Here is a 24,915-nt window from a genome sequence, read left to right on the forward strand (position 1 = left end):
GGCGTTCCTCTTGTATGGGTAGAGTGCGCCGTGCGCACCGACGGGTTTTGGGTGCGCACGGCCTGCTAGGCGGCCCCCGCGACACCTACGAGTTAGCTTCGATTTCCACCAGCAACTGGCGGCTCTTCACCTGGTCGCCCTGGCTCACGCCGACGCGGCGAACGATGCCGTCGATGCCGGCCTTGAGCGGGTGTTCCATCTTCATCGCTTCCAGCACCAGCAGCAGTTGCCCCTTGCTGACGCTGGCCCCCTCGGCGACCAGTACCTCGACTATGGCGCCATCCATCGGCGCCTTCACCGTGCCGCTGCTGGCGGCGTTCTGGCCACCGGCCGGCTCGTGGGTGACATCCAGCAGTTCCAGGTTGCCATGCTCACCGTACAGCCACAGGCGCTCGCCTTCGATGTGGTAGGCCTGGCGGCGGCGCACGCCGTCCAGCTCCAGGGTCAACCAGCGGCCATCGCTGGCCAGCAGGCGCAGGGGTAGCTGGTCCTCGCCCCGACGCACGCAAAGGTGCGCTTGCGTGCCGCTGGCGATCACGTCCAGTTCCACGGCGTGCTTGTGTTCCCCCTGCTTGAGGACGAAACGCCAGGGCGCGCTGCCGGCGCTACGCCAGCCGGACAGGCCGGGCTGGTGCGCGCGAGCGTTGGCCGAGGTCTGGTAGAGCAGGGCGGCGGCCATGGCCAGCTCGGCCAGGCTGGCCGGGTGCGGATGCAGGCTGGGGTCATCAGCGAAGTGCTCGGCGATGAATGCTGTAGTGGCGTTGCCAGCGGCGAACTGCGGGTGCTTGAGCAGGTTGGCGAGAAAGCGCTGGTTGCCGTTCACGCCCAGCAGCACGCACTGCTCGACGGCGCGTAACAGCTTGCGCCGGGCTTCGTCGCGGGTTTCGCCGTAGGCGATGACCTTGGCCAGCATCGGGTCGTAGAAGGGGGTGACGGCCTGGCCCTCGACCAGGCCGTGATCGATGCGCACGCCAGCCAACAATTCGGGTTCCCAGCGCAGTACCTGGCCGGTTTGCGGCAGGAAGCCGGCGGCCGAATCCTCGGCGTACAGGCGCACTTCCATGGCATGACCGTTGAGGCGGATTTCGTCTTGTCGAAGTGGCAGGGGCTGGCCCTCGGCCACGCGAATCTGCCAGGCCACCAGATCCTGACCGGTGATCAGCTCGGTGACTGGGTGTTCCACCTGCAGGCGGGTGTTCATTTCCAGGAAGAAGAACTCGCCGCTGGCGTCGAGGAGGAATTCCACGGTGCCGGCGCCAACGTAGTTCACCGATGCTGCAGCCTTGACCGCCGCTTCGCCCATGGCCTTGCGCAGCTCGGGCGTCATCACCGGGCAGGGCGCTTCCTCGACCACCTTCTGGTGGCGACGCTGCACCGAGCAGTCGCGCTCGCCGAGGTAGACGATATTGCCCTGCTGGTCGCCGAACACCTGAATTTCGACATGGCGCGGGCGGATCACCGCGCGCTCGAGTATCAGCTCGCCGGAGCCGAAGGCATTCTGCGCCTCCGAGCGGGCGGTGCGGATCTGCCCCAGCAGTTCGGAGGATTCCTGTACCAGGCGCATGCCGCGGCCGCCGCCACCGGCGCTGGCCTTGATCATCAGCGGGTAACCGATGCGTTCGGCTTCGCTGGCCAGGGTTTCGTCATCCTGGGCGGCGCCCTCAAAGCCGGGAATGCAGGGTACGCCGGCCTCCAGCATGGCGATCTTCGACAGGCGCTTGCTGCCCATCAGGTGGATGGCGGAAGCGGTCGGGCCGATGAAGACGATACCGGCTGCTTCACAGGCGCGGGCGAAATCGGCGTTTTCGGAGAGGAAGCCATAGCCGGGGTGGATGGCGTCGGCGCCGGTCTTGCGCGCGGCTTCGATGATGGCGTCGATGCGCAGGTAGGACTGGTTGACCTGGGCCGGGCCGATGCACACGGCTTCGTCGGCGATCTGCACGTGGCGGGCGTCGGCATCGGCCTCGGAGTACACCGCCACGGTGCGGTAGCCAAGCTCAATGGCGGTGCGCATCACCCGGCAGGCGATCTCGCCACGGTTGGCGATCAGGATCTTGTTGAAGGCGGGCATCTTTGTGCTCCTGCTGTGGATGCAATCCGGGGAATCATTTTGGTGAGCGTTCCCGGATTGCATCCGGGCTACGTTCTATTTGTTCCCTCTCCCCTTGGGGAGAGGGTTTGGGAAAGGGGGCAACAGCACCCTCTCCCGCAAGCGGGAGAGGGGGCTATTACTGGGCCCACTTCGGCTTGCGTTTCTGCACGAAGGCCATGGTGCCTTCGACACCCTCGGCGCCTGTGACGGCAGCAGCGAATTGTTCGGCGGCGCGGTCGAGCAGCGGGCCGAGGGCTTCGCGTTCGCTGGCCAGCAGCAGGGCCTTGGTCTGGGCGTTGGCCTGCGGCGCACACTGGCGAATCTGTTCCAGGGTCTCGTCCAGGCGCTGCGCCAGTGCGATCTCGTCGTTCTCGCAGTAGTGCACCAGGCCCAGGCGCAGCGCCTCGGCACCGTCGAAGCGGGCGGCGGTCAGCGCCAGGCGGCGCGCCTGGGTCAGGCCGATGCGCCGCACCACGAAGGGGGCGATCTGCGCCGGCAGTATGCCTAGCGTGGTTTCCGGCAGGCCGAACTTGGCGCCGCTGGTGGCGATGGCCACGTCGGACACGCAAGCCAGGCCGAAACCACCGCCGAGCACGGCGCCTTCCAGCACCGCCACCAGTACCTGCGGTGCGGCCTGGGCCTCTTCCAGCAGTGCACCGAAGGCGCGGTTCAGTTCGCGGTAGGCGTCGCCCCCTTGAGCACGCGCGCCGGCCATGTCCTTGATATCGCCGCCGGCGCAGAAGTGGCCGCTCGCGCCGCGCAGGACGACGGCACGCACGTTCGGGTCATGGCGCACGGCCTCCAAGGTGGCGCGCAGTTCGCCGACCATGGTCAGACTCATGGCGTTGCGGCTGTCCGGCCGGTTGAGGGTGACGTGCAGCACGCCACCTTCGAGGCTCAGCAGCAGGGTTTCGCAGGAGGGCAGATCGTTCATTGCATACCTCGGTGTAGGACGGGTGAAACCCGCCGCTGCGCTGTGGGTGGCGGGTTGCACCCGCCCTACGAAGAGTGGTGGCTCAGCCCTTCTTTTTCCCCGGCAGAATGCCCATCAGCTTGCAGATGATGCCGAGCATGATTTCGTCGGCGCCGCCGCCGATGCTGACCAGGCGCACGTCGCGGTAGGCACGCGACACCGGGTTGTCCCACATGAAGCCCATGCCGCCCCAGTACTGCAGGCAGGCGTCGGATACCTCGCGGCCCAGGCGCCCGGCCTTGAGCTTGGCCATCGACGCCAGCTTGGTCACGTCGCGACCCTTCACGTACTGTTCGGTGGCCTGGTAGACCAGTGCGCGCAGGCACTCGATCTCCGTCTGCAGTTCGGCCATGCGGAAGTGGATGACCTGGTTGTCGATCAGCGGTTGGCCAAAGGTGTGGCGCTGCTTGCAATAGTCGATGGTGCTGTCGACGCAGTGTTCCAGGCCCTTGATCATGTTGGCCGCGCCGAACAGGCGCTCTTCCTGGAACTGCAGCATCTGCATCATGAAGCCGGCGCCTTCGTGGCCGATGCGGTAGCGCTGCGGCACGCGCACGTTGTCGAAGAACACCTGGGCGGTCTCCGAGCTGCGCATGCCGAGCTTGTCCAGGTGCGGGCTGACGCTGATGCCCGGGGTCTTCATCGGCACCATGATCAGCGATTTGTTGACGTGCGGCTTGTCGTCCGAGGTGTTGGCCAGCAGGCAGATAAAGTCGGCCGACGGCGAGTTGGTGATCCACATCTTGCTGCCATTGATCACGTAGTCGTCGCCGTCCTTGCGCGCGGTGGTCTTCAGGCCCGCCACGTCGGAGCCGGCGCCGACCTCGGATACGCCGATGCAGCCGACCATCTCGCCGCTGATGGCAGGGCGCAGGAATTCTTCGCGCAGCTCGTCCGAGCCGAAGCGCGCCAGGGCCGGGGTGCACATGTCGGTCTGCACGCCGATGGACATGGGGATGCCGCCGCAATGAATGGTGCCGAACTCTTCGGCGGCGACGATCGAGTAGCTGTAGTCCAGGCCCATGCCGCCGAATTTCTCCGGCTTGGAGATGCCCAGCAGGCCCAGCTCGCCGGCTTTCCTGAAAATATCGTGGATCGGGAAGCGGCCTTCCTTTTCCCACTCATCGACGTGCGGGTTGATTTCCTTGTCGACGAAATTGCGGACGGTACGGCGGAGTTCCTCGTGTTCCTGGGTGAAGATCATTGTTGTTTTTCTCCAGTAGGGTGCGCCGTGCGCACCAGCTCAGGTGTTTTGGTGCGCACGGCGCACCCTACGGTCAGAATCTCGCGACGCCGAAGCTGCTTTTCTTCAGCGGTCGCAGGTTGGCTTCGGCGCAGATGTCCAGCAGAAAGCCCAGTAGCTTGCGGGTGTCGCGCGGGTCGATCAGGCCGTCGTCCCACAGGCTGGCGGTGCCATAGAGGGCCGTGGACTGGCTATCGAGTTTCTGCGCGGTCACGGTTTCCAGCATGTCGAGCATCTTCGGATCGGCTTCCTTGCCCTCCTTGGCGTGCTTGTCCTCGGTGACGATGCGCAGCACCTTGCCGGCCTGGGCGCCGCCCATCACAGCGGTCTTGCTGTTGGGCCAGGCGAAGATGAAGCGCGGGTCGAGGCCGCGGCCGCACATGGCGTAGTTGCCGGCGCCGTAGGAACCGCCGACGACGATGGTCAGCTTGGGTACCGTGGCGTTGGCCACCGCCTGGATCATCTTCGAGCCGTGCTTGATCACGCCGTTCTGTTCCGATTCCGTGCCGACCATGAAGCCGGTGGTGTTGTGGAAGAACAGGATCGGCGTGTTGCTCTGCTCGCACAGCTGGATGAACTGCGCCGCCTTGGCCGCGCCTTGCGGGGTGATCGGGCCGTTGTTGCCGATGAAGCCGCAGGCCTGGCCTTCGATCTGCAGATGGCCGCAGACGGTCTGGCTGTCGAACTCATTCTTGAAGTCGAGGAACTCAGAGCCATCGGCGAGGCGCGCGATGATCTCGCGTACGTCGTAGGGTTTCTTGGCATCGGCCGGCACCAGGCCGAGCAGTTCCTCGGCCGGGTACAGCGGTTCGCGCCAGGTGCGTTTCTCACGTGCCGGCAGCTGCTGGTTCCACGGCAGCATGCCGACTATCTCGCGTGCCAGGCGCACGCCGTCGGCGTCGTTCTCGGCCAGGTATTCAGCCGTGCCGGCGACCTGAGCGTGCATCTCGGCGCCACCGAGTTGCTCGTCGGTAGCGATCTCGCCGGTGGCGGCCTTGAGCAGAGGCGGGCCGGCGAGGAACATCTTGGCCTTGCCGCGTACCACTACCACGTAGTCCGACAGGCCAGGCTGGTAAGCCCCGCCTGCGGTGCTGGAGCCGTGCACCACGGTGATCTGCGGTAGGCCCATGGCGGACATGCGCGCCTGGTTGGCGAAGCCGCGTGCGCCCTCGACGAAGATGTCGGCGGCGTAGTTGAGGTTGGCGCCGCCGCTTTCGGCCAGGGTCACCACCGGCAGCTTGTTCTCGAAGGCGATCTGCTGCAGGCGCAGCGATTTCTTCAGGCCAGTGGGGGAGATGGTGCCGCCCTTGATCGCGCTGTTGTTGGCGATCACCAGGCAGCGCACGCCGGCGATGTAGCCGATGCCGGCGATCAGGCCGCCACCGGCCTGGCTGCCGTCCTTGTCGTCGTGCAGCTTGTAGCCGGCCAGCGAGGACAGCTCAAGGAAGGGCGCGCCGGCATCGAGCAGCAGGTTGATGCGTTCACGCGGCAGCAACTGGCCGCGCTTGTCGAACTTGGCCTTGGCCTCCTGTGCCTTGTCGAGCACCTTCTGTTCCACGTCGCGGAAGGTCGCGATGGCCGCCAGCATGGCTTCGCGGTTCTGCACGAAGGCTTCGCCATGCACGTCGATTTCCGATTGGATCACGGGCATCGCCTTACTCCTGATCTTTCAGTACGTCGGGCAGATAGGCCCGGTGGAAACCGTTGTAGGGCTCGCTGTTCTTGGCCTTGCCCAGCGTCCAGGCACGGGTGCCCTGGCTGGCGGCACCGTCGATACGGATGGTGTTGCCGCTGATGAAGTTGGCGCCGGGGCTGAGCAGGAAGACGATGGCCGCGGCGACCTCGGACTCGCTGCCGATGCGTTGCAGCGGCACGTGATCCTTGAGGTTGCGGATCATGTTCTTCATCGACTCGGGGTAGGTGTCCATGCCACTGGAGGCAATCCAGCCCGGCGCCACGGCGTTGACCCGCACGCCGGCATGGCCCCACTCGTAGGCGGCGGTCTTGGTGAGGTTCTCCATGCCGGCACGTGCGGCACCGGAATGGCCCATGCCGGGCATGCCGCCCCACATGTCGGCGAGCATGTTGACGATGCTGCCACCGTGCTTGCTCATGCTTTGCAGGAAGACTTCCTTGGCCACCAGAAAACCGCCCACCAGGTTGGTGCGCACCACGGTCTCGAAGCCTTTCTGGTTGATGCCGATCAGCGGCGCGGGGAACTGGCCGCCGGCGTTGTTGACCAGGTTATGGATGCGTCCGCGTTGCGCAATCACCGCGCCGACCATGGCCTTCACCGCGTCTTCGTCACGGATGTCGCAGGCCTGGAAGCTGGCGCTGCCGCCATCTTCGATGATCTCGGCGCGGGTCTTCTCCAGCTTCTCCTGCTTGCGCCCCACCAGCACCACATGGGCACCCAGGTGGGCCAGCTCGTGGGCCACGCAGCGACCGATGCCGCTGCCACCGCCGGTGACCAGGATGGTCTGATCGGCGAACAGGCCAGGCTTGAATACGGAGTCGTAGCTCATTGTTCTTGTTGTCCTGAGTGATTTCGGTGCGCGCAGCGCACCCTACGGGCGGGGTGCGCCGTGCGCACCATTCAAGGTTTCCGCCAGCGCGCTGGGCACCGGCACCGGGAATTCCAGCAGTTGCTGGGCAAAGGCCTTGCCCTGCGGGTCGATACGCAGGCTGGCGACGCCGCCGCCGCCAAGCGCATTCTCGAGCAGGAAGTTGAGGCTCTGGCTGCCCGGCAGGTACCAGCGGCTGACACGGCCCTGTTCGGCGTCCAGGGTATGTGCCATCCAGTTGGCCACGGCCTCGGGCGTCAGCGCCGCGGCTATCCACGCCAGGTATTCGGGTTCTCTCGCCATCACGCCGATGTTGCTGTGGTTGCCCTTGTCGCCGGAGCGGGCCACGGCCAGGCGGATCAGTGGCACGGAGGCGTCGGCTTCGCCCATCGGTACGGGCAGGGCGGCCGGCGCGTGCAGTCGCTCGGGGTTGAAGGCATCGACCTGGGGCAGGGTGACCGGCTGGCGCTCGCCGCCGATTTCCACCTCCAGCGCGCAGGCGCTCTTGTCCACCAGGAAGCTGAACAGGCGGATCACCGGGTAGACGGTGGGACGACCACCGACGATGCCGGTCAGGCCCGGTGCCATGCCAGTGGCGGCCTGGGCGATCTCGCGGGAGAAGAGGATCAGCGCCTCCTTCTTGGCATGACGCACGGCGATCTTCACCACCAGCTCGCGACTATCCTGGCGACGAGCGTGGGCACCATAGGTGGCCTCGCTACCCAGCAGCTCGACGCTGACCTCCTGGTAACGGCCCCAGCCACGTTCAGCAAACATCTCTTCGGTCTTGTTGATGATCGCCTGGCTGACCCGCTCGGCCTTGGCCACCGCATCGATACCGGCGAGCACGCAGCTGGCGGTGCAGCGAAAACCGTCCGGGTGGGTGGCGCTGACCTTGTATTGCCCGGTGGGCGGCAGGCCGCGCGCGCCCTGCAGCTGCACGCGGTGGTCGCCGACCTGGCTCAGCGCGACCTGGGTGAAATCGCAGACTACATCCGGCAGCAGATAGGCGCGCGGGTCGCCGATCTCGTAGAGCATCTGCTCGCCAACGGTAAAAGGCGTGACCAGGCCGCCGGAACCCTCCGGCTTGGTCACGACGAAGCGGCCATCGTCCTCGACTTCGACGATGGGAAAACCGATGTGCTCGTAGTCCGGCACGTCGCGCCAGTCGGTGAAGTTGCCACCGGTGCACTGCGCGCCGCACTCGATGATGTGCCCGGCCAGCGCAGCCTGGGCCAGCTTGTCGTAGTCGCTCCAGGACCAGCCGAACTCGTGCACCAGGGCGGCGCTGACCACGGCGCTGTCGACCACGCGGCCGGTGATAACGATGTCGGCGCCCTGTTCCAGCGCGGCGACGATGCCCGGTGCGCCCAGGTAGGCGTTGACCGAAACGCAGAAGGGCGGCAGCGGCGCGCCCGTGAACATCTCTCGGGTGCCGGCCTTGACCAGCTCACCGAGCTTGGGCTGCAGGTTGTCGCCATGCAGCACGGCGATCTTCAGCTGTACGCCGGCCTGTTCGCAGGCGGCGCTCAGGGCGGCGGCGCAGGCCATCGGGTTGACCCCGCCAGCGTTGCTGATGACGCGGATCTTCTTCGTCGCGATGTTGCCCAGCAGCGGCGCGAGCACCTCGACGAAATCGCGGGCATAGCCGTCGTCAGGCTTCTTCATACGGGCGCCGGCCATGATCGACATGGTGATCTCGGCCAGGTAGTCGAACACCAGGTAGTCCAGTTCGGCACCCTGAACCAGCTGAGCTGCAGCGGTGGAGGTGTCGCCCCAGAACGCGGAGGCGCAGCCGATGCGTACGGTTTTGTTCATTGGAATTGGCCCGTCACACATTGAGAAGGTGAGTTGACATTACCAAGCAAGCGCTTGGTTGAAAAGAGTTGAGGGAGGGCAAATCGGCCAAAAGTACGGCCGAGCGCTTGCTTGGTCAGCTGGCGCCGCATACATTTCATCAAGCAAGACAAGCACTTGCCGGCCGCAACAAGAATTCATCAGAACAATCGCCGTGCAAGGCAATCAGGGGAGAAGTCAGCGTGGACGAACACAGAGCCCAGGCCGTGATGCAGGAGCTGGTCGCCAGCGGCCAGGTAACCGATCCGGACAGTGCCCGTGGCAAGCTTTTGCAGATGGCCGCCCACCTGTTTCGCAGCAAGGGTTACGAGCGCACTACGGTGCGCGATCTGGCTGCCGCCATCGGTATTCAGTCCGGCAGCATCTTTCACCACTTCAAGAGCAAGGAAGAGATCCTGCGTTCGGTGATGGAGGAAACTATCGTCTACAACACTGCCCTGATGCGCGCTGCACTGGCCGAGGCGCAAGGCACTCGTGAGCGGCTGTTGGCGCTGATCCGCTGCGAGCTGCAATCGATCATGGGCGGTACTGGCGAGGCCATGGCGGTTCTGGTCTACGAATGGCGTTCCCTTTCGGAGGAGGGCCAGGCGCAGGTACTGGCCTTGCGTGATACCTACGAGCAGATCTGGCTGGCGGTGCTGGGCGAGGCCCGTGAAGCCGGTTACTTCAAGGGCGACCCGTTCATTCAGCGACGTTTTCTCACCGGTGCGCTCAGCTGGACCAATACCTGGTTCCGTTCGCAGGGACCAATGACGCTGGATCAGCTGGCCGAGGAAGCGTTGTCATTGGTGTGCAAGGAAGCCTGAGCGAATTCGGCTAGGATGATAGCAACTGCCGGTTTTCGGCTCGAACACGGGCGCTGGGGTGCTCCCGCGTTGTGATCCGTGACGAGAGGTCAAGTTTGCGCGCACTAGCCTTTTGCCTGTTGTGCAGTCTTTCGCTGTTGCATGTACCTGCTGCCGTTGCCCTGCAGGAGGTGCGTGTCGGTGGTTATCACTTCCCGCCATATCTGGACAAACCCGAATCACCTTATCCGCAAGGTTTGGTGCCCGAATTGTTACGCGCGCTCAATGCGGCGCAGCAGCAATACCGTTTCGTCCTGGTGCCGACCTCGGCGACCCGCCGTTACCGCGACCTCGAGAGCGGACGCTTCGATCTGATGTTCTTCGAGTCCAGTCGCTGGGGGTGGCAGGGCACTTCATACCTGGCCTTGGGGCTGGATATCGATGATGCGGAAGTCTATGTCGCCGCGGCGGAGCCGGGACGTGGGCAAGACTATTTCGAGGATTTCAACGACAAGCGCATGGCGCTCTACAACGGCTATCACTATGGTTTTGCCAGTTTCGATGCCGACCCTGACTATCTCGCACGCACGTTCAATGCGCTGTTGACCTATTCCCACGATAGCAACCTGCGCATGCTGCTGGCGCGACGCGTCGATATCGCCGTGGTGACGCGCTCGTACCTGGAGCTGTTTCTGGATCGGCATCCGGAAATGCTGCCCGAGTTGCTGGTTTCCGATCGGCTGGATCAGCTCTACCACCATCAGGTGCTGCTGCGGCCCAAGGGGCCGCTGAGCCCGGCTGAAGTTGCCGAATTGTTGAACCGGCTGCAGACCAGTGGAGAGCTAGCGAAGCTACTTGGGCGCTATCGTCTGACATTGGGCAACAAAGTGTCAGTGCAGTGAAAATCCATCTGGTCGGTCAGGAGAGACTGGAGTAGTGTGCACCACACTAAGAGAAGGAATTTTTTGGGGACTCGAGATGCGGCATGCGCGGTGCTGGATTCATGGATGTTTGGGTGCCTTGTGTCTCTTGCTAGTGGATTCTCTCTACGCGGCCGACGTGGTCAAGGTCGGTGGCGCGCACTTTCCCCCCTATGTGATCAAATCCAACCTGCACGACTCGAGTGGCTTGCTGCCGCAACTGCTCGAAGCGCTCAACCGAGAGCAGAGCGAATACCACTTCACCATGCTGCCCACCGCCATCGTGCGTCGTTTCAGTGACCTGCAGCGTGGGCGTATCGACATGGCGATTTTCGAGAATCCGCAATGGGGATGGCAGGACATCGACGCTGAAGCTGTCGATATGAGGCTGGAAGATGCTGAGTTGTTCGTGGCCAGGAACGAGGCGCTGCGCGACCAGAGTTACTTCGAACAGCTCGAAGGCAAGCGCCTGGCGCTTTATCGCGGTTATCACTACGGATTTGCCCAGTTCAACAGCGATCCGGAGTTCCTGACCAGCACCTTCAACGCCAACCTCGGTCACTCTCACGACAGCAACCTGCTGATGGTGATACGCGGGCGCGCCGATGTCGCATTGGTCACTCGTTCCAATCTCTATGACTTCCTTGAGCGCAATCGCGAGTATGCACGCCAGTTACTGATCTCCGAGCGTGTCGATCAGGTCTATCGTCACCATGCGATGATTCGCGCTGGCGCGCCGATAACTCCCGAGCGCTTCGCCACCTTGCTCGAGCAGTTGCGGGAGAAGGGCGAGCTGCAACGCATCTTCTCGCCTTACCGCATTGCCGTCACGCAAGACGTAACGGATAGCTCAGCAACAGAATATGCAGCAGATTGACCGCTGTATGCAGCGCGATGGCCAGGCTCAGGCGGCCGCTGTAGTGAAAGGCCAGGCCATAACCGAGGCCAGCGCAGGTTGCCAGCACGGCAAATAGTGCGCTGAAAGGCAGATGGGCCGCGCCGAACAAGCCGGCCGTCAACAGCAAACCGGGCCAGGTGCCCAGGTGCTTGATCAGGACGGTCTGTAGCAGGCCGCGAAAGAGCAATTCTTCCGCCAGCACCGCTACGCAGAGATTGACCGCCAGCCACAACAGCAGACCCTGCGGCCATTTGGGTTGCCAGGCGACCAGGCCCAGCGCCATGGCCAGCAGCGGCACCAGCAGCAGGGTGGCGATGCACGTCAGCCAGGCATTTTTCAGCGAAAGCACGGGTCTGCGTGGCTGCCCCAGCCACCAGGCGAGCAGGGCGCTGCCCAACAGCAGTTTGTCCCAGGACAGGCGCAGGCCATAGGGCGCCGCATCAGCACTGATGAGACGTGGCTGCCACAGCTGCCAAGGGCTGAAACCGGGTATGAGGTGCGCCGCCAGGGCGATTCCGCCAAGCAGGATCAGAGGTAGCCATAGCCAGTTTGGCAGATGCGATTGTCCGGCCAGCAGGACGATGACGAATGCGCTGCCCAGCAGCAGGCCGACGGGTTGGATGAAACCCAGTCCTGTGCCCAGGGCCAGGATCAGGACGGGGAGCAGCAAGCGCAGATGCAGGGGCATGGCACCTCTCCTGGAGAAGGCGCGCAGTCTAGCAGGCTGCGTTGCGGGCAGTCTTGGCGTTACCTGACGGGACGAGTGCGTTTAGCGCTGACGCTCGCGCGCATCCTTGGCTTCCTGCTCGATGGCGCGTTTACGCATGCGTTCGAGCTGGTCTTCGCTCAGGGGCATTTTCTTGGCACTGCTGCGCAGCACCAGCAGGCTACCGATCACCGAGCCAAACACCAGAACCAGCAGCAGCCAGACGTACCAAGGCATGATGACTCCTCATGGGGCAATGAAGTTATCACCATAACCCGCGTGCCGGGTCTTGTCAGTCGGCCTGTAACGCCACCGGCTGCAGGTTGCTGTCGTCCTTGAGCTGCACGCCACTCAGTTGCAGGCGCAGCGCCTGACGTGCCAGGTAGTCGAGCTTGTGTGCCGCCAACTGGTAAGGCAGGCCCTCGGGCCGCACGTTGGAGATGCAGTTGCGCGCGCTGTCCAGGCAACCTACCCGCGGTGCGTAGGTCAGATACAGGCCGAGGCTGTCCGGCGAGGTCAGGCCCGGGCGCTCGCCGATCATCACGACCACCAGGCGGGCTCGCAGCGCTTCGCCGATGCCGTCGCCAATCGCCACGCGGCCCTGTTCGGCAAGCACCACCGGGGTATTGGCCCAGTCGGTGGTGAAGCGTTCGCGAAAGGCCTGCAGCAGCGGCAGGGCATGGCGCTGCACGGCGACGGCCGACAAACCGTCGGCCAGTACGATGGCGAGTTCAGGCGCGGGCAGTTCGTGTTGCAGCTGCACGCGGCAGTCGCCGTGCAGGTGTCGGCCGTGATCCGGACGCAGCAGGTAGGTTTGCCGGTCCTCGGCGTTGCTGCGTACTTTCAGGGTACGAAAGCCTGCCGTATGCAACTGATGCTTGAGTTCGCCGAAGTCCAGCGGACGATGCACCGCATCGCGCGCCTGGGCATGGGCCAGGCCGAACTTGAGCACCTCGCGGGTAGGCAGGCTGCAGCCGACGCGACCGAGGGCGATACGCGCCGAGGTATGCGCGCGCAGTTCATCCCAGGGATTTTGCTGAATCAGGTCATTGGCCATCACGCGGCTCCCGAGATGTGCGGCAGTTGCTTGAGCAGATGGTGGCCACGGCCGATCTCGCGCAGGCGGCCGCTCGGTTCGGTAATGGCCATGCGCGCCAGCCAGGCGTCAAATTCCGGTGCGCGTTTCAGGCCCAGCACGTTGCGCAGGTACAGCGCATCGTGGAACGAGGTGCTCTGGTAGTTGAGCATGATGTCGTCGGCACCCGGGATGCCCATGATGAAGTTGATGCCGGCCGCGCCGAGCAGGGTGAGCAGGCTGTCCATGTCGTCCTGATCGGCTTCGGCGTGGTTGGTGTAGCAGACGTCGCAGCCCATCGGCAGGCCGAGCAGCTTGGCGCAGAAGTGATCCTCCAGCCCGGCGCGGATGATCTGCTTGCCGTCGTAGAGGTACTCCGGGCCGATGAAGCCGACCACGGTGTTGACCAGCAGCGGGCGGAACTCGCGGGCCACGGCGTAGGCGCGCGCCTCGCAGGTCTGCTGGTCGACGCCATGGTGGCCGCCGGCCGACAGCGCGCTGCCCTGGCCGGTTTCGAAGTACATGACGTTATCCCCCAGGGTGCCGCGACCGAGCGACAGCGCGGCCTCGTGAGCCTCACGCAGGATCGCCAGGGAAACGCCGAAGCCGGCATTGGTGGCCTCGGTGCCGGCGATGGATTGGAACACCAGGTCGATCGGCGCGCCGGCCTCGATGGCCTGGATCTGGGTGGTGACGTGGGTGAGCACGCAGCTCTGCATGGGGATTTCGAAGTGTTGGCGCACCTCGTCCATCATCTGCCACAGGCGCATCAGCGTTGGCAGCGAATCGCTGGCCGGGTTGATGCCAACCGTGGCGTCACCCGAGCCGTAGAGCAGGCCGTCGAGCATGCTGGCGGCAATGCCGCGCACATCGTCGGTGGGGTGGTTGGGCTGCAGGCGTACGGCCAGATGGCCGGGCAGGCCCAGGGTGTTGCGAAAACGGCTGATCACCTGACATTTACGCGCCACCAGGATCAGGTCCTGATTGCGCATCAGCTTGCTCACGGCGGCAACCATCTCCGGCGTCAACCCGGCGGCCACGGCAGCCAGGCGCGCGCTGTCGGTCTTCTCAAGCAGCAGCCAGTCGCGCAGGTCGCCGACCGTGAGGTGGCTGATCGGGGCGAAGGCAGTGGCATCGTGGTGGTCGATGATCAGGCGGGTGACTTCGTCCTGCTCGTAAGGAATAAGCGCCTCGTCGAGAAAGCGCTTGAGCGGCACCTCGGCCAGGGCCAGCTTGGCCGCCATACGCTCTTCGTAGGTAGCGGCGGCCAGCCCTGCCAGGTAATCGCCGGAGCGCGCCGGGCTGGCCTTGGCCAACAGCGTCTTGAGGTCGGCGAAGCGGTAGACCAGGCTGCCGATGGTGGTTTGATAGGGCATGGCTGCAACCTGCTGCAAAAGGATGTGCTTGCCGTGCAGTGCTCATGCCAGAGGGCCGGCCGCCCGAGATTTGCGCTCCGTAGAAGCTGGCCGGCTATCTCAGGAGCTGGAAAATGGTGCGGGGAATAGGGCTGGCGCACCAGGGTGGCGCGCCGGCAGCGTGATGTCTGTCACATGATGGCAACTTGGCGCTGTTTGAATGACGGCTTTCCGATAGCAGGGGAGGCCGTTCGTGACCCAAGCCAGAGCGCTGCAATCGCTGATGCGAGCCGTGAAGCCGCTCGCTGCGTCGATGAGCATCAACGAGGTCGCCGATCTGTTTCTGGCGGCTGAACACCGCGCCTTTCTTTCCCTGCCGGTGGTGGACGAGAACAACCGGCCACTCGGCCTGGTCAGTCGCGCCACCCTGCAGGACATCTTCATGCAGCGCTTCGGGCGCGACCTGCGCGGTCGTCATCCGGTTGGCGAGGTGATGAACGACGCGCCGCTGATCGTCAGCCTGGAAGCCAGCCTGGAAGAGGCTTCCAAGCAGGTCACCGCCCAGTTGCAATACCCGATCACCGAGGACTTCGTCCTGATCGATGCCCAGGGAGAATACTGCGGTCTGGGTACGGTGCTGGATCTGCTCAAGGCCATGGAAGCACGTGTCGCCCAGCGCAACCGCGTGCTGCGCCAGGCGCTGGTGGATCTCAAGGAGTCCCAGGTGCAGTTGCTGCAATCGGAGAAGATGGCGTCGCTCGGGCAGATGGTCGCCGGCGTCGCCCACGAGTTGAACACGCCGCTGGGCTACGTGAAAAACAACGTGCAGCTGCTGCGTGAATTGAGTGAGCCACTGTTCGAACTCGCCGCCGCACAGGCGCGCCTGGGCCAGTGTCTGAACGACCCCGACTGCGACGAGGCGAGCCTGAGCCAGGCCCTGCAGGCCGCCGAACAGGCTCGCCAGCAGGCTGCGCCGGAGCTACTGGCCGAGGATCTGCAGCAGCTGTATGGCGACACCCTGTATGGCCTGGAACAGATCGCCGAACTGGTGGTGGGCCTGAAGGATTTCGCCCGTCTCGACCGCGCCATGAGCGAGGAGGTCGACCTCAATGACTGCATCCGCAGTGCGCTGCTGATCGCGCGCAACCACATCAAGGACAAGGCCGAAGTGGTGCAGCAGCTCGGCGAGCTGCCGCGTATCGCCTGCGCGCCCTCGCAGATCAACCAGGTGTTGCTCAACCTGTTGACCAACGCTGCCCAGGCCATCGATGGCAGCGGGCGTATTCAGATTCGCAGCTGGGCCGATGCCGAGGGCATCCATGTCTCGCTGCAGGACAACGGCCGTGGCATGCCGCCGGAAGTCATGGCGAAAATCTTCGATCCTTTCTTCACCACCAAGCCGGTCGGCCAGGGCACCGGCCTCGGGTTGTCCATCAGCTACAAGATCGTCCAGGACCACGGCGGCCGCATTCGCGTCGCCTCCGAGCCAGGGCGTGGCACGCGTTTTCTGATCAGCCTGCCGCTGCCCGCTACTGTCGCCATGAAAAGGAGCGCCTGATGTCCGCACCCGTTCGCATTCTCTTCGTCGATGACGAGGAGCGCATTCTGCGCAGTCTCGCCCTGCAGTTTCGCCGCCACTACGAGGTGCTGACCGAGAGTGACCCGTTGCGCGCCCTGCAGCGCCTGCGTGAGGAGCACATCCACGTGCTGGTCAGCGATCAACGCATGCCGCAGATGAGCGGAGCGCAACTGCTGGCCGAAGCGCGCGAGATCGCGCCGAACACCCTGCGTATCCTGCTGACCGGCTATTCCGATCTGGATGCCGCGGTTGAGGCGTTGAACAACGGCGGCATCTTCCGCTACCTGACCAAGCCTTGGGACCAGCAGGAAATGGCCTTCACCCTGCGTCAGGCGGCAGAGTTGGCGGTGCGCCAGGCACAGCCGCTGCAATCTGTCGCCAGCGAAGGGCTGAGTGCTCCGCTGTCGGTGCTGCTGTTGGACGACGATCCGGACACGCTCAGCGTCGTTGGCGAGTTCTGCGTCGCAGGCGGGCACCGCCTGCTGCGTGCGCGCAATCTGGCCGAGGCCATGCTGCAACTCAACAACGAAGGCGTGGACATTCTGGTCAGTGACCTCAAGCTGGCAGGCGAGGACACCGCGCCGTTGCTCAAGACCCTGGCGCAAGCGCACCCACGTCTGCTCAGCCTGGTGGTCACGCCGTTTCAGGACACCCAGGCGTTGCTGCGCCTGGTCAACGAGGCGCAGATCTTCCGCTATCTGCCCAAGCCGATTCGCCGTGGTCTGTTCGAGAAGGGCCTCAAGGCCGCTGCCGAGCAAGCCTTGATCTGGCGCGCGCAGCCGCAGCAGGTGGTCACTCGCCTGGCCGAGGTGCCGCGTGACGAGCGCGAGCAGGAGAAGGTCGGCAGTCTGCTGGGCATGCTCGGGCGCCTGCGTGAGCGGCTGATTGCCTGATAGCCGCTAGCCCGGATGCAGTCTGGGCTAGCGGACTGCATGTGGTAAGGGCTTTAGCCGCGACCAGTGAGAGGAAGCTTTGCGCTACAATGCGCGGCGTTTTTATCCTGTTCGAGACCCGCCCATGCCTGTCTGCCAAACCCCGATCATCGTCGCCCTCGACTTTCCCAGCCGTGATGCCGCTCTGGCGCTGGCCGATCAGCTCGATCCGGCGCTGTGTCGGGTCAAGGTCGGCAAGGAGCTGTTCACCCGTAGCGGCCCACAAGTGGTCGAGGCGTTGCAGGCCAAGGGTTTCGAGCTGTTCCTCGATCTGAAATTCCACGACATCCCCAACACCACGGCGATGGCGGTCAAGGCCGCGGCGGAGCTGGGCGTGTGGATGGTCAACGTGCACTGTTCCGGCGGCCTGCGCATGATGGCGGCCTGTCGTAATGAGCTGGACAAGCTGGCTGGCGCCAAGCCGCTGCTGATTGGCGTGACGGTGCTGACCAGCATGGAGCAGCAGGACCTGGCCGGCATCGGTCTGGACGTGCCGCCGCAGGAGCAGGTGCTGCGCCTGGCCGGCCTGGCCGCCGAGGCTGGGCTCGACGGCCTGGTCTGCTCGGCGCAGGAGGCCCGCGCACTGAAGGTCGCGCAGCCGCGTCTGCAACTGGTCACGCCGGGCATTCGTCCTGCCGGCAGCAGCGCCGATGATCAGAAGCGCATTCTTACCCCGCGCCAGGCGCTGGAGGCCGGCTCCGATTATCTGGTGATCGGCCGTCCGATCAGCCAGGCTGCCGATCCGGCGCAGGCCCTGGCTGCCGTGGTTGCCGAACTGCAAGGCTGAGCATCGATTGGCAGGGCGCGCCATCAGCGCCCTGCATGACCCACCACTCCAGAGCCTGATAGTGCTGCTCACCGTCTGGCTTGCTGGCTAGACTCCTCGCCAATTCAACAAGAATCGCTGCGAGGAAGCAGACATGAGCATGACGTTCTCCGGCCAGGTCGCCCTGGTCACCGGTGCTGCAGCCGGTATTGGCCGTGCCACCGCCCAGGCCTTCGCTGCCGAAGGGCTCAAGGTGGTGGTTTCCGATGTCGACGTCGCCGCTGGCGAGGGCACTGTCGAGCTGATTCGTGCGGCCGGCGGCGAGGCCTGCTTCGTGCGTTGCGACGTGACCCGTGATGCCGAGGTCAAGGCGCTGATGGACGCCACGGTGGCACAGTACGGCCGCCTGGACTACGCCTTCAACAACGCCGGTATCGAGATCGAACAGGGCAAGCTGGCCGACGGCAACGAAGCCGAGTTCGACGCTATCATGGGTGTCAACGTCAAGGGCGTGTGGCTGTGCATGAAGCACCAGATCCCCTTGCTGCTGGCCCAGGGAGGTGGTGCCATCGTCAACACCGCTTCGGTCGCCGGCCTGGGTGCCGCACCGAAGATGAGCATCTACGCCGCCTCCAAGCATGCGGTGATCGGCCTGACCAAATCGGCGGCGATCGAGTACGCCAAGAAGAAGATCCGCGTCAACGCGGTCTGCCCGGCGGTGATCGACACCGACATGTTCCGCCGCGCCTATGAGGCCGACCCGAAGAAGGCCGAGTTCGCCGCCGCCATGCACCCGGTCGGGCGCATCGGCAAGGTCGAGGAGATCGCGGCTGCCGTGCTCTATCTGTGCAGCGACCACGCGGCATTCACCACTGGTCAGGCATTGGCCGTGGATGGCGGGGCCACAGCAATATAAAGGCTCTAGCCCGGTAGTCTGCAAGCAGGCTAAGGTTGGCTCGCAGGGCCACTGTCAGCAGTGGTCCTGACTCAGCACAATCCTGCCAGGTTCAACTGGAGCGATAACAATAATGACCGCCGATCCCTTGCTGACGTTTTTCCTTCCCGCTGCGCTGGGCATCATCATGCTCGGGCTTGGCCTGTCACTGAGCCTGGCCGATTTCGCCCGCGTGGCCAAATTCCCCAAACCGGTATTGATCGGCCTGGCCTGTCAGCTGCTGCTGTTGCCGCTGGCGTGCTTCTTCCTGGCTAAATTGTTCGGTCTGGCGCCGGCGCTGGCCGTCGGTCTGATGCTGTTGGCTGCCTCGCCGGGTGGCACCACCGCCAATCTCTACAGTCATCTGGCTCACGGCGACGTGGCGTTGAATATCACCCTCACCGCGGTCAATTCGGTGATCGCGATTCTGACCATGCCGTTGATCGTCAATCTGTCACTGGCCTATTTCATGTCGGCCGATCAGGCTATCCCGCTGCAGTTCGCCAAGGTGGTGCAGGTGTTCGTCATCGTCCTTGGTCCGGTGGCCATCGGCATGTGGCTGCGCAGCCGTTTTCCGGGCTTCGCCGAGCGCATGCAGAAGCCGGTGAAGATCATCTCGGCGCTGTTCCTGCTGCTGATCATCCTGCTGGCAGTGGCCAAGGACTGGCGCACCTTCGTCGATTACGCGCCTGCGGTGGGCGGCGCGGCGCTGGCCTTCAACCTGCTGAGCATGGCGGTGGGCTACTGCGTGCCCAGGTTGCTCAAGCTCAATCTGCGTCAGGCCATCGCCATTGCTATGGAAATCGGCATTCACAACGGCACCCTGGCCATTGCCCTGGCGCTGAGCCCGGCGCTGCTGAACAACCCGACCATGGCCATTCCTGCGGCCATCTACAGCCTGATCATGTTCATCACGGCGGCGCTGTTCGGCTTGTGGGTCAACCGTGTGCATGGCGCAGAGCTGGCCCACGACGCGGTGCCCGAACAGTAGGGTGCGCTGCGCGCACCGCATGCATACGCTGTCAGTCGTTGGTGCGCACGGCGCACCCTACCGCGCGTAGCCCGGATTGCATCCGGGCGACAGGGGGTTATCGCTTGCCCCAGTTCAGTACGGCCAGGGTCAGCAGGCCAGCGACTATGCCCCAGAATGCCGATCCGACGCCCGCCAGGGTCATGCCGGAGGCGGTGACCAGGAAGGTTATCAGCGCCGCTTCGCGCTCGTTGGGCTCGCTCATGGCCTGGGTCAGGCCGCCGATGATCGAGGCAAACAGAGCCAGCGCGGCGATTGACAGGATCAACGCCGCCGGCAGCGCCTCGAATAGCGAGGCCAGGGTGGCGCCGAAGATGCCGGCGATGGCGTAGAACACCCCGCACCAGACTGCTGCGGTGTAGCGCTTGCGCGGGTCTTCATGAGCTTCCGGGCCGGCGCAGATGGCGGCGCTGATGGCGGCCATATGAATGCCATGGCTGCCGAACGGCGCCATCAGGATCGACACCAGGCCAGTGCTGGTCAGCAGCGGTGAGGCCGGCACGTCATAGCCATTGGCGCGTAGAACGGCCATGCCCGGCAGGTTCTGCGAGGCCATGGCGACTATGAACAGCGGAATGCCGATGCTGATGGCGGCGGCCAAAGAGAAGCTCGGCGTGGTCCATTCAGGCGTGGCCAGTTGCAACTGGAAATCGCTGAAGTCCAGCAGGCCGAAGACCGCGGCCAGCACGCTGCCGACGATCAGCGCAGAGAGCACTGAGTAACGCGGCCACAGGCGCTTGCCGAGCAGGTAGGCAAGCAGCATGGCGATCACCAGAAAGGGCTGCTGCTCGGCGGCCACGCAGATTTCCAGGCCGATCTTGAACAGCACACCGGCCAGTAGCGCGGCGGCGATGGAGCTAGGCATACGGCGCATCAGGCGGTCGAAGGTGCCGGTCAGACCGATCAGAACGATCAGGCCCGAGGCGAGGATGTAGGCGCCAATGGCCTCGCCATAGGAGACCTGCGGCAGGCTGGTGATCAGCAGCGCGGCGCCAGGGGTGGACCAGGCGATCATCACCGGCGCGCGATAGCGCAGCGAGAGCACGATGCAGCACAGCGCCATGCCGATCGACAGTGCCCAGATCCACGAGGAAATCTGTCCTGCGGTGAGGCCGGCAGCCTGGCCGGCCTGGAACATCAGCACCAGGGAGCTGGTATAGCCGGTGAGCATGGCAATGAAGCCAGCGACCACGGCCGAGGTGGAGGTGTCCGCCAGTGGGCGCAGACGAGTAGGGGCGGCGTCTTGCATCAGAACATTCCAGTGTCGACGATGATGGGGTAGAGCGAGGCGACCAGCAGCAGCGCCATGCCGATGTTGAAGGCGCGCAGCGCGCGCGGGTTGTCCAACCACTTGCGCAGCAGGCTGCCGGCGACGGTCCACAATCCCACGCTGGGGCAGTTGACCAGGGCAAACAGAGCGGCGATCAACAGTACGTTGCTGAAGAAGCCATCCTGCGGCGTGTAGGTGGTGATGGCGCCGATGGCCATGATCCACGCCTTGGGGTTGACCCACTGAAAGGCCGCCGCCTGGATGAAGGTGAACGGCTTGGCCTCGGGATTCTCGCGGCTCTGCGGTGCGCCGGACTGGGCGATTTTCCAGGCCAGATAAAGCAGGTACGCGGCGCCGACATAGCGCAGTACGTCGTGCAGCACCGGCAGGCGTTGGAACACCTGGCCGAGGCCTAGGCCCACGGCAGCCACCAGCAGCATGAAACCGAGGCTGATGCCAAGCATGTGTGGAATGCTGCGGCGCACGCCGAAGTTCACCCCGGAGGCGAGCAGCATCATATTGTTGGGGCCGGGCGTCACCGAGGTGACGAAGGCGAAGGCGATGAAGGCGAGCAGCAGTTCGGTGGACATGGTCGTTCTCCGGTGACTGGCAAAGCCTATTGCGCGGTCGCCACGCCGTCGCGGTACAGCCACCGCTGGGTTGAACCGTACAGTCTGGTCAAGTGCTGTCTGGATGGTTAGCCTCGGTTTTTTGCCGAACAAGGATAAAGGCGATGCAACCAGACAATCCCTACAGTGCGCCACAGGTGGAGTTGCTCGACAGCGCGGGCGTACAGTCGTTGCCAGGTTGGAGCACCAGGCAACTGCAGGTGCTGGGCTGGCTGGCACTGGTCTCGGTGGTAGCCAACGCTCTGGTGGTCGGCCTTACATTTGCCGGAGCCCTGCTGGAGGCGGATGAAGCTGAATTGCTGTTTACCTACACCGACTGGCTTAGCCTGGCGCTGGCGTTACTCGGCTGCTACCTGCTGCTGCGTTTCAAAGCCTTTGCCGAAGCCCGCTTTTTCGCGCGCAACCTAAGCGTACCGATCTGGTTGCTGCTCGCGGTGACGCTGCTGCTGGAGGCAGTGGACATGCTTTTCGCTGACCAACTGTTCGCCGGATTGGACTGGCAGACCATCGGCTATATGGCGCTGTTGTGTCTTATGGGCATATGCACCACCTGGCTGGGGATACGGTTGCTCAAGCTGCAAAATCCCTATCCGGCGCTGAAAGTGATGGCCTGGCTCGATATCGTCGGTGGGCTGATGCTGGCCAGCGTGCTGTTGATGCTAGTGGCGCTGCTGCCGTTGCTTGGGGCCGGCGTGGCGCTGATGCTGGTGTTCTTCAAGGGCGCTGCCGAGTTGCAGGGGATTGCGAGCTGACTGCAGCGTAATGACAGGAGCCGCCCATCGGGCGGCTCCTGTTTTTCAGCCTGTTACCACTTGTAGTCGAGGCTGGCTGTGACCCGGCGTGGGTCGCCGGCATAGCAGTAGAAACCATCGCAGGTGGCCAGGTATTCCTTGTCGAACAGGTTGTTGGCGTTGAGCGATACGCTGGCGCCACGCAGGCTTGCATCGAGCTGGCCGAGGTCGTAACGCACCGCGGCGTCGTAGACGGTATAGGCGCTGCTGTGGCCGTATTCTTTTTCAGTCCACGCGAGGTTACCTACGCCAACGTTGTCGCTAGAGCCGATAAAGCGCGTTCCGAAACCGATGCTGAAGCCAGCCAATGGGCCTACGCTCCAGTCGTAGTCGGCCCAGATCGAGGCCTGGTGCTCGGGCGTCAGCGGTAGCGCGCGGTTCTTGTCACGTGGGTCGGCGACCTTGGTCATCTTGCTGTTGGTGTAGGTGTAGGCGGCTGTCAGTTTCAGGTTGTCGGTGATGTTGCCTGTGGCTTCGAGTTCCAGGCCACGAACTTGCACTTCGCGCACCGGCTCGGTCGCTCCCCCGGTGCTGGTGGTTACGATATTTTGCCGCGTCAGGTCATAGACTGCGGCGCTGAGTAATATGTCGCTGCCGACTGGTTGATATTTAACGCCCAGCTCATACTGCTTGCCCGTACTGGGCTCGAATACCTCGCCCTTATGAGCGTTGAAGTCAGCGTCATAGTCGCTAAGAATCCCGCCTTGTTCCGCTTGGAAGGATTCAGCATAGGAAATATAGGGCACGAAACCGGATTCGAAGACATAGCTAAGCGAAGCATTGCCGCTGAATTGGCTGTCTCGTCGACTGTCTTTATAGTTGTCAGCGTTGTAGAACACTGCATCACTGTCCACTCGGTCCCAGCGACCGCCGAGAGTAAGGCGCCAGGCATCTAAGGACATTTGGTCTTGAAGGTACAGACCGACGTTGCGGTTCTTTTGATTGTAGTTTTGGTACGCCCTGTAAGAGACGTTACTGAAGTCCTGGCCATAGATCGGGTTTTTAATATTGCTGGCGGGAGCTGCGCCATATTGCCAGCGGTAATCCGTATTCACCCGTTGATAGTCAATACCGAGTAATAAAGTGTGCTCAACTTCTGCGGTGTTGAAGTTAGCCTGAAAATTATTGTCCACGGCAAAGTGACGGATATTCTGGTCGTATATGTTGGCCCCGCGTTGCAAGGTGCCATCATCGTCAACGGCGCCTACCCAGTTACCCGCTGTAATGATCTGGTTATCCAGTTCGAGTTTGCTGTAGCGCAGGTTCTGATTGAACTGCCAGGTATCGTTGATGCGGTGCTCGAAGGCGTAGCCCAGTGCATAGAAGGTCTTGTCGTAGAACTCCCAGTCCGGGTCGCCGAGGTTCTTGTGGTAGTCGACCTTGCCGGCCGGGGTGCTCAACTTGGTGCCTTGCAGCGGCAGGAACTGGCTGGTGCCGCCGGTATCGTCACGGTTGAACTGGCCGAGTAAGGTCAGTTTGCTGTCGTCGGCAATGTTCCAGGTCAGGCTGGGAGCCAGGTTGAAACGCTGGTCGTCCATATGCTCGATAACGGTGCCACTGTCACGGCCGGTACCGCTGAAACGGTAGAGAAAGCGACCTTCATCGTCGATCTTGCCAGTGCTGTCGAAGCTGATCTGCTTGTGGTTGTAGTTACCAACTTGCACCTGCACTTCATGGCTGCTTTCGGCCTGCGGGCGGCGGCTGACGGCATCCACCAGGCCACCTGGCGGGGTCTGGCCATACACTGCCGAGGCCGGGCCGCGCAGTACGGCGACGCGTTCCAGGTTCCAGGTTTCCAGTTTGGGCATGGCGTAGCTGCCCTTGGGCAGTGGTAGGCCATCGAGCATCTGGATCGGTTCGAAACCGCGGATTTTCATCCAGTCGGCGCGGCTGTCGCTGCCGTAGCTGCTGGCGATGACACCCGGCATATAGCGCACGGCGTCATCGAGGTTCTGCACCTTGCGGTCCTGCATCTGCTCACGGGTGGCGACGGAGATCGAGCGCGGGGTTTCCAGCAGCGGCGTGTCGGTCTTGGTGCCGGTCGCGGTGCGGTTGGCCAGATAACCACGGGTTGGGCCCCAGGCGGTCTCGGCGGCCTGTTCGCTGGCTGTCACGGTCACGTCCGGCAGTGCCATCGCTGCTTCTGCCGCAGGGGCCAGGCTGTAGGCGCCGCCGTTGCCGCCCTGCAGCTGCAGGCCGGTGCCACGCAGCGCTTGATTGAGGGCTTCGACGGCTTCGTAGTCGCCGCTGACCGGTGCCGAGCGCTTACCTTCGGTCAGGGCCGGATCGATGCTCAGGGTCACACCGGCCTGGCTGGCGATCTGGTTGAGCGTGGCTGCCAGAGGACCGGAGGGTAGTTGGTAGACTTCAGCATGGGCCAGCCCGGCATGGCCGGCAAAGGCGATGGTCAGGGCCAACAGCGTGTGGCGGAAAGGGGCAGGGCGGAAGGACATTGCGAACGTCTCCTAAGAGTTAATGTATCTCAATGTCCTTTTGCCGAATCAGGAAAGAAAAAT

The 24,915-nt window shown here is 63.8% G+C and carries 22 protein-coding genes; 9 read left to right on the top strand and 13 right to left on the bottom strand.

The features are described 5' to 3' along the window. Nucleotides 1–85: 85 nt before the first annotated feature. The 6 genes from BM186_RS08500 to BM186_RS08525 all read right to left on the bottom strand — a co-directional run bounded on the left by BM186_RS08500 (nt 86) and on the right by BM186_RS08525 (nt 8,690). A complete protein-coding gene (locus BM186_RS08500; RefSeq protein WP_074914601.1) occupies nt 86–2,071 on the bottom strand; it encodes an acetyl/propionyl/methylcrotonyl-CoA carboxylase subunit alpha in 1,986 nt (661 codons plus the stop codon). 157 nt (nt 2,072–2,228) lie between these two features. Further along, a complete protein-coding gene (atuE, locus tag BM186_RS08505; RefSeq protein ID WP_074914604.1) occupies nt 2,229–3,026 on the bottom strand; it encodes an isohexenylglutaconyl-CoA hydratase in 798 nt (265 codons plus the stop codon). 82 nt (nt 3,027–3,108) lie between these two features. Then, the gene (atuD, locus tag BM186_RS08510) at nt 3,109–4,269 is read right to left on the bottom strand and encodes a citronellyl-CoA dehydrogenase (RefSeq protein WP_074914606.1); all 1,161 of its coding nucleotides are present in this window, start codon (nt 4,267–4,269) and stop codon (nt 3,109–3,111) included. Between the two features lie 73 nt (nt 4,270–4,342). Next, nucleotides 4,343–5,959, bottom strand: coding sequence for a geranyl-CoA carboxylase subunit beta (gene atuC / locus BM186_RS08515; protein WP_074914609.1), 1,617 nt, complete (start codon nt 5,957–5,959; stop codon nt 4,343–4,345). 4 nt (nt 5,960–5,963) lie between these two features. Beyond that, nucleotides 5,964–6,833, bottom strand: a complete 870-nt coding sequence (locus tag BM186_RS08520) for an SDR family oxidoreductase (RefSeq protein WP_074914622.1) — start codon at nt 6,831–6,833, stop codon at nt 5,964–5,966. A 42-nt stretch (nt 6,834–6,875) separates the two neighbouring features. Next, a complete protein-coding gene (locus BM186_RS08525) occupies nt 6,876–8,690 on the bottom strand; it encodes an acyclic terpene utilization AtuA family protein (protein ID WP_074914625.1) in 1,815 nt (604 codons plus the stop codon). A 221-nt stretch (nt 8,691–8,911) separates the two neighbouring features. Between BM186_RS08525 and BM186_RS08530 the strand changes: the two genes are divergently transcribed. The 3 genes from BM186_RS08530 to BM186_RS08540 all read left to right on the top strand — a co-directional run bounded on the left by BM186_RS08530 (nt 8,912) and on the right by BM186_RS08540 (nt 11,311). After that, entirely contained in the window at nt 8,912–9,535 is a 624-nt protein-coding gene (locus BM186_RS08530) for a TetR/AcrR family transcriptional regulator (RefSeq protein ID WP_021489915.1), read from the top strand. A gap of 71 nt (nt 9,536–9,606) precedes the next feature. Then, nucleotides 9,607–10,416, top strand: a complete 810-nt coding sequence (locus BM186_RS08535; RefSeq protein ID WP_394327884.1) for a substrate-binding periplasmic protein — start codon at nt 9,607–9,609, stop codon at nt 10,414–10,416. Nucleotides 10,417–10,492: 76 nt separating this feature from the next. Continuing rightward, entirely contained in the window at nt 10,493–11,311 is an 819-nt protein-coding gene (locus BM186_RS08540; RefSeq protein WP_074914627.1) for a substrate-binding periplasmic protein, read from the top strand. Here BM186_RS08540 and BM186_RS08545 read toward each other — a convergent pair. The 4 genes from BM186_RS08545 to BM186_RS08560 all read right to left on the bottom strand — a co-directional run bounded on the left by BM186_RS08545 (nt 11,262) and on the right by BM186_RS08560 (nt 14,489). Further along, the gene (locus BM186_RS08545) at nt 11,262–12,020 is read right to left on the bottom strand and encodes a CPBP family intramembrane glutamic endopeptidase (RefSeq protein ID WP_074914629.1); all 759 of its coding nucleotides are present in this window, start codon (nt 12,018–12,020) and stop codon (nt 11,262–11,264) included. The two genes, BM186_RS08540 and BM186_RS08545, sit on opposite strands and share 50 nt — an antisense overlap. A gap of 81 nt (nt 12,021–12,101) precedes the next feature. After that, nucleotides 12,102–12,275, bottom strand: coding sequence for a DUF2897 family protein (locus BM186_RS08550; RefSeq protein ID WP_003461005.1), 174 nt, complete (start codon nt 12,273–12,275; stop codon nt 12,102–12,104). Nucleotides 12,276–12,330: 55 nt separating this feature from the next. Then, complete coding sequence (gene eutC / locus BM186_RS08555; protein WP_074914631.1) at nt 12,331–13,095, bottom strand: ethanolamine ammonia-lyase subunit EutC; 765 nt, start codon at nt 13,093–13,095, stop codon at nt 12,331–12,333. Next, the gene (locus BM186_RS08560) at nt 13,095–14,489 is read right to left on the bottom strand and encodes an ethanolamine ammonia-lyase subunit EutB (protein WP_074914634.1); all 1,395 of its coding nucleotides are present in this window, start codon (nt 14,487–14,489) and stop codon (nt 13,095–13,097) included. The genes eutC and BM186_RS08560 overlap by 1 nt, the downstream gene beginning before the upstream one ends. A 262-nt stretch (nt 14,490–14,751) precedes the next feature. On the opposite strand from BM186_RS08560, the gene BM186_RS08565 reads away from it, so the two are divergent. The 5 genes from BM186_RS08565 to BM186_RS08585 all read left to right on the top strand — a co-directional run bounded on the left by BM186_RS08565 (nt 14,752) and on the right by BM186_RS08585 (nt 19,670). Continuing rightward, on the top strand, nt 14,752–16,026 hold the full coding sequence (locus tag BM186_RS08565) for a sensor histidine kinase (protein WP_174892474.1): 1,275 nt from the start codon (nt 14,752–14,754) through the stop codon (nt 16,024–16,026). Further along, nucleotides 16,023–16,940 carry a response regulator gene (locus BM186_RS08570; RefSeq protein WP_093053565.1) on the top strand — a complete coding sequence of 306 codons (918 nt, stop codon included), beginning with the start codon at nt 16,023–16,025 and terminating at the stop codon, nt 16,938–16,940. Before BM186_RS08565 ends, BM186_RS08570 begins: the two co-directional genes overlap by 4 nt. Before the next feature lie 124 nt (nt 16,941–17,064). After that, nucleotides 17,065–17,766 carry an orotidine-5'-phosphate decarboxylase gene (gene pyrF / locus BM186_RS08575; protein WP_074914639.1) on the top strand — a complete coding sequence of 234 codons (702 nt, stop codon included), beginning with the start codon at nt 17,065–17,067 and terminating at the stop codon, nt 17,764–17,766. A gap of 133 nt (nt 17,767–17,899) precedes the next feature. Next, nucleotides 17,900–18,661, top strand: a complete 762-nt coding sequence (locus BM186_RS08580) for an SDR family oxidoreductase (protein WP_074914641.1) — start codon at nt 17,900–17,902, stop codon at nt 18,659–18,661. A gap of 112 nt (nt 18,662–18,773) precedes the next feature. Continuing rightward, entirely contained in the window at nt 18,774–19,670 is an 897-nt protein-coding gene (locus BM186_RS08585; RefSeq protein WP_074914644.1) for a bile acid:sodium symporter family protein, read from the top strand. 97 nt (nt 19,671–19,767) lie between these two features. On the opposite strand, the gene BM186_RS08590 is transcribed toward BM186_RS08585, so the two are convergent. Beyond that, complete coding sequence (locus BM186_RS08590) at nt 19,768–20,958, bottom strand: benzoate/H(+) symporter BenE family transporter (protein ID WP_074914646.1); 1,191 nt, start codon at nt 20,956–20,958, stop codon at nt 19,768–19,770. Then, nucleotides 20,958–21,569 carry a LysE family translocator gene (locus BM186_RS08595; protein WP_072424767.1) on the bottom strand — a complete coding sequence of 204 codons (612 nt, stop codon included), beginning with the start codon at nt 21,567–21,569 and terminating at the stop codon, nt 20,958–20,960. Before BM186_RS08595 ends, BM186_RS08590 begins: the two co-directional genes overlap by 1 nt. A 143-nt stretch (nt 21,570–21,712) precedes the next feature. On the opposite strand from BM186_RS08595, the gene BM186_RS08600 reads away from it, so the two are divergent. Beyond that, nucleotides 21,713–22,360 (top strand): hypothetical protein, encoded by a 648-nt coding sequence (locus BM186_RS08600; RefSeq protein WP_083431579.1) that lies wholly within the window; start codon nt 21,713–21,715, stop codon nt 22,358–22,360. Nucleotides 22,361–22,413: 53 nt separating this feature from the next. On the opposite strand, the gene BM186_RS08605 is transcribed toward BM186_RS08600, so the two are convergent. Then, nucleotides 22,414–24,852 (bottom strand): TonB-dependent siderophore receptor, encoded by a 2,439-nt coding sequence (locus tag BM186_RS08605; protein ID WP_074914649.1) that lies wholly within the window; start codon nt 24,850–24,852, stop codon nt 22,414–22,416. Between the last annotated feature and the right edge of the window lie 63 nt (nt 24,853–24,915).

This window comes from Ectopseudomonas toyotomiensis (assembly GCF_900115695.1).
GTDB classification, from domain to species: domain Bacteria; phylum Pseudomonadota; class Gammaproteobacteria; order Pseudomonadales; family Pseudomonadaceae; genus Aquipseudomonas; species Aquipseudomonas toyotomiensis.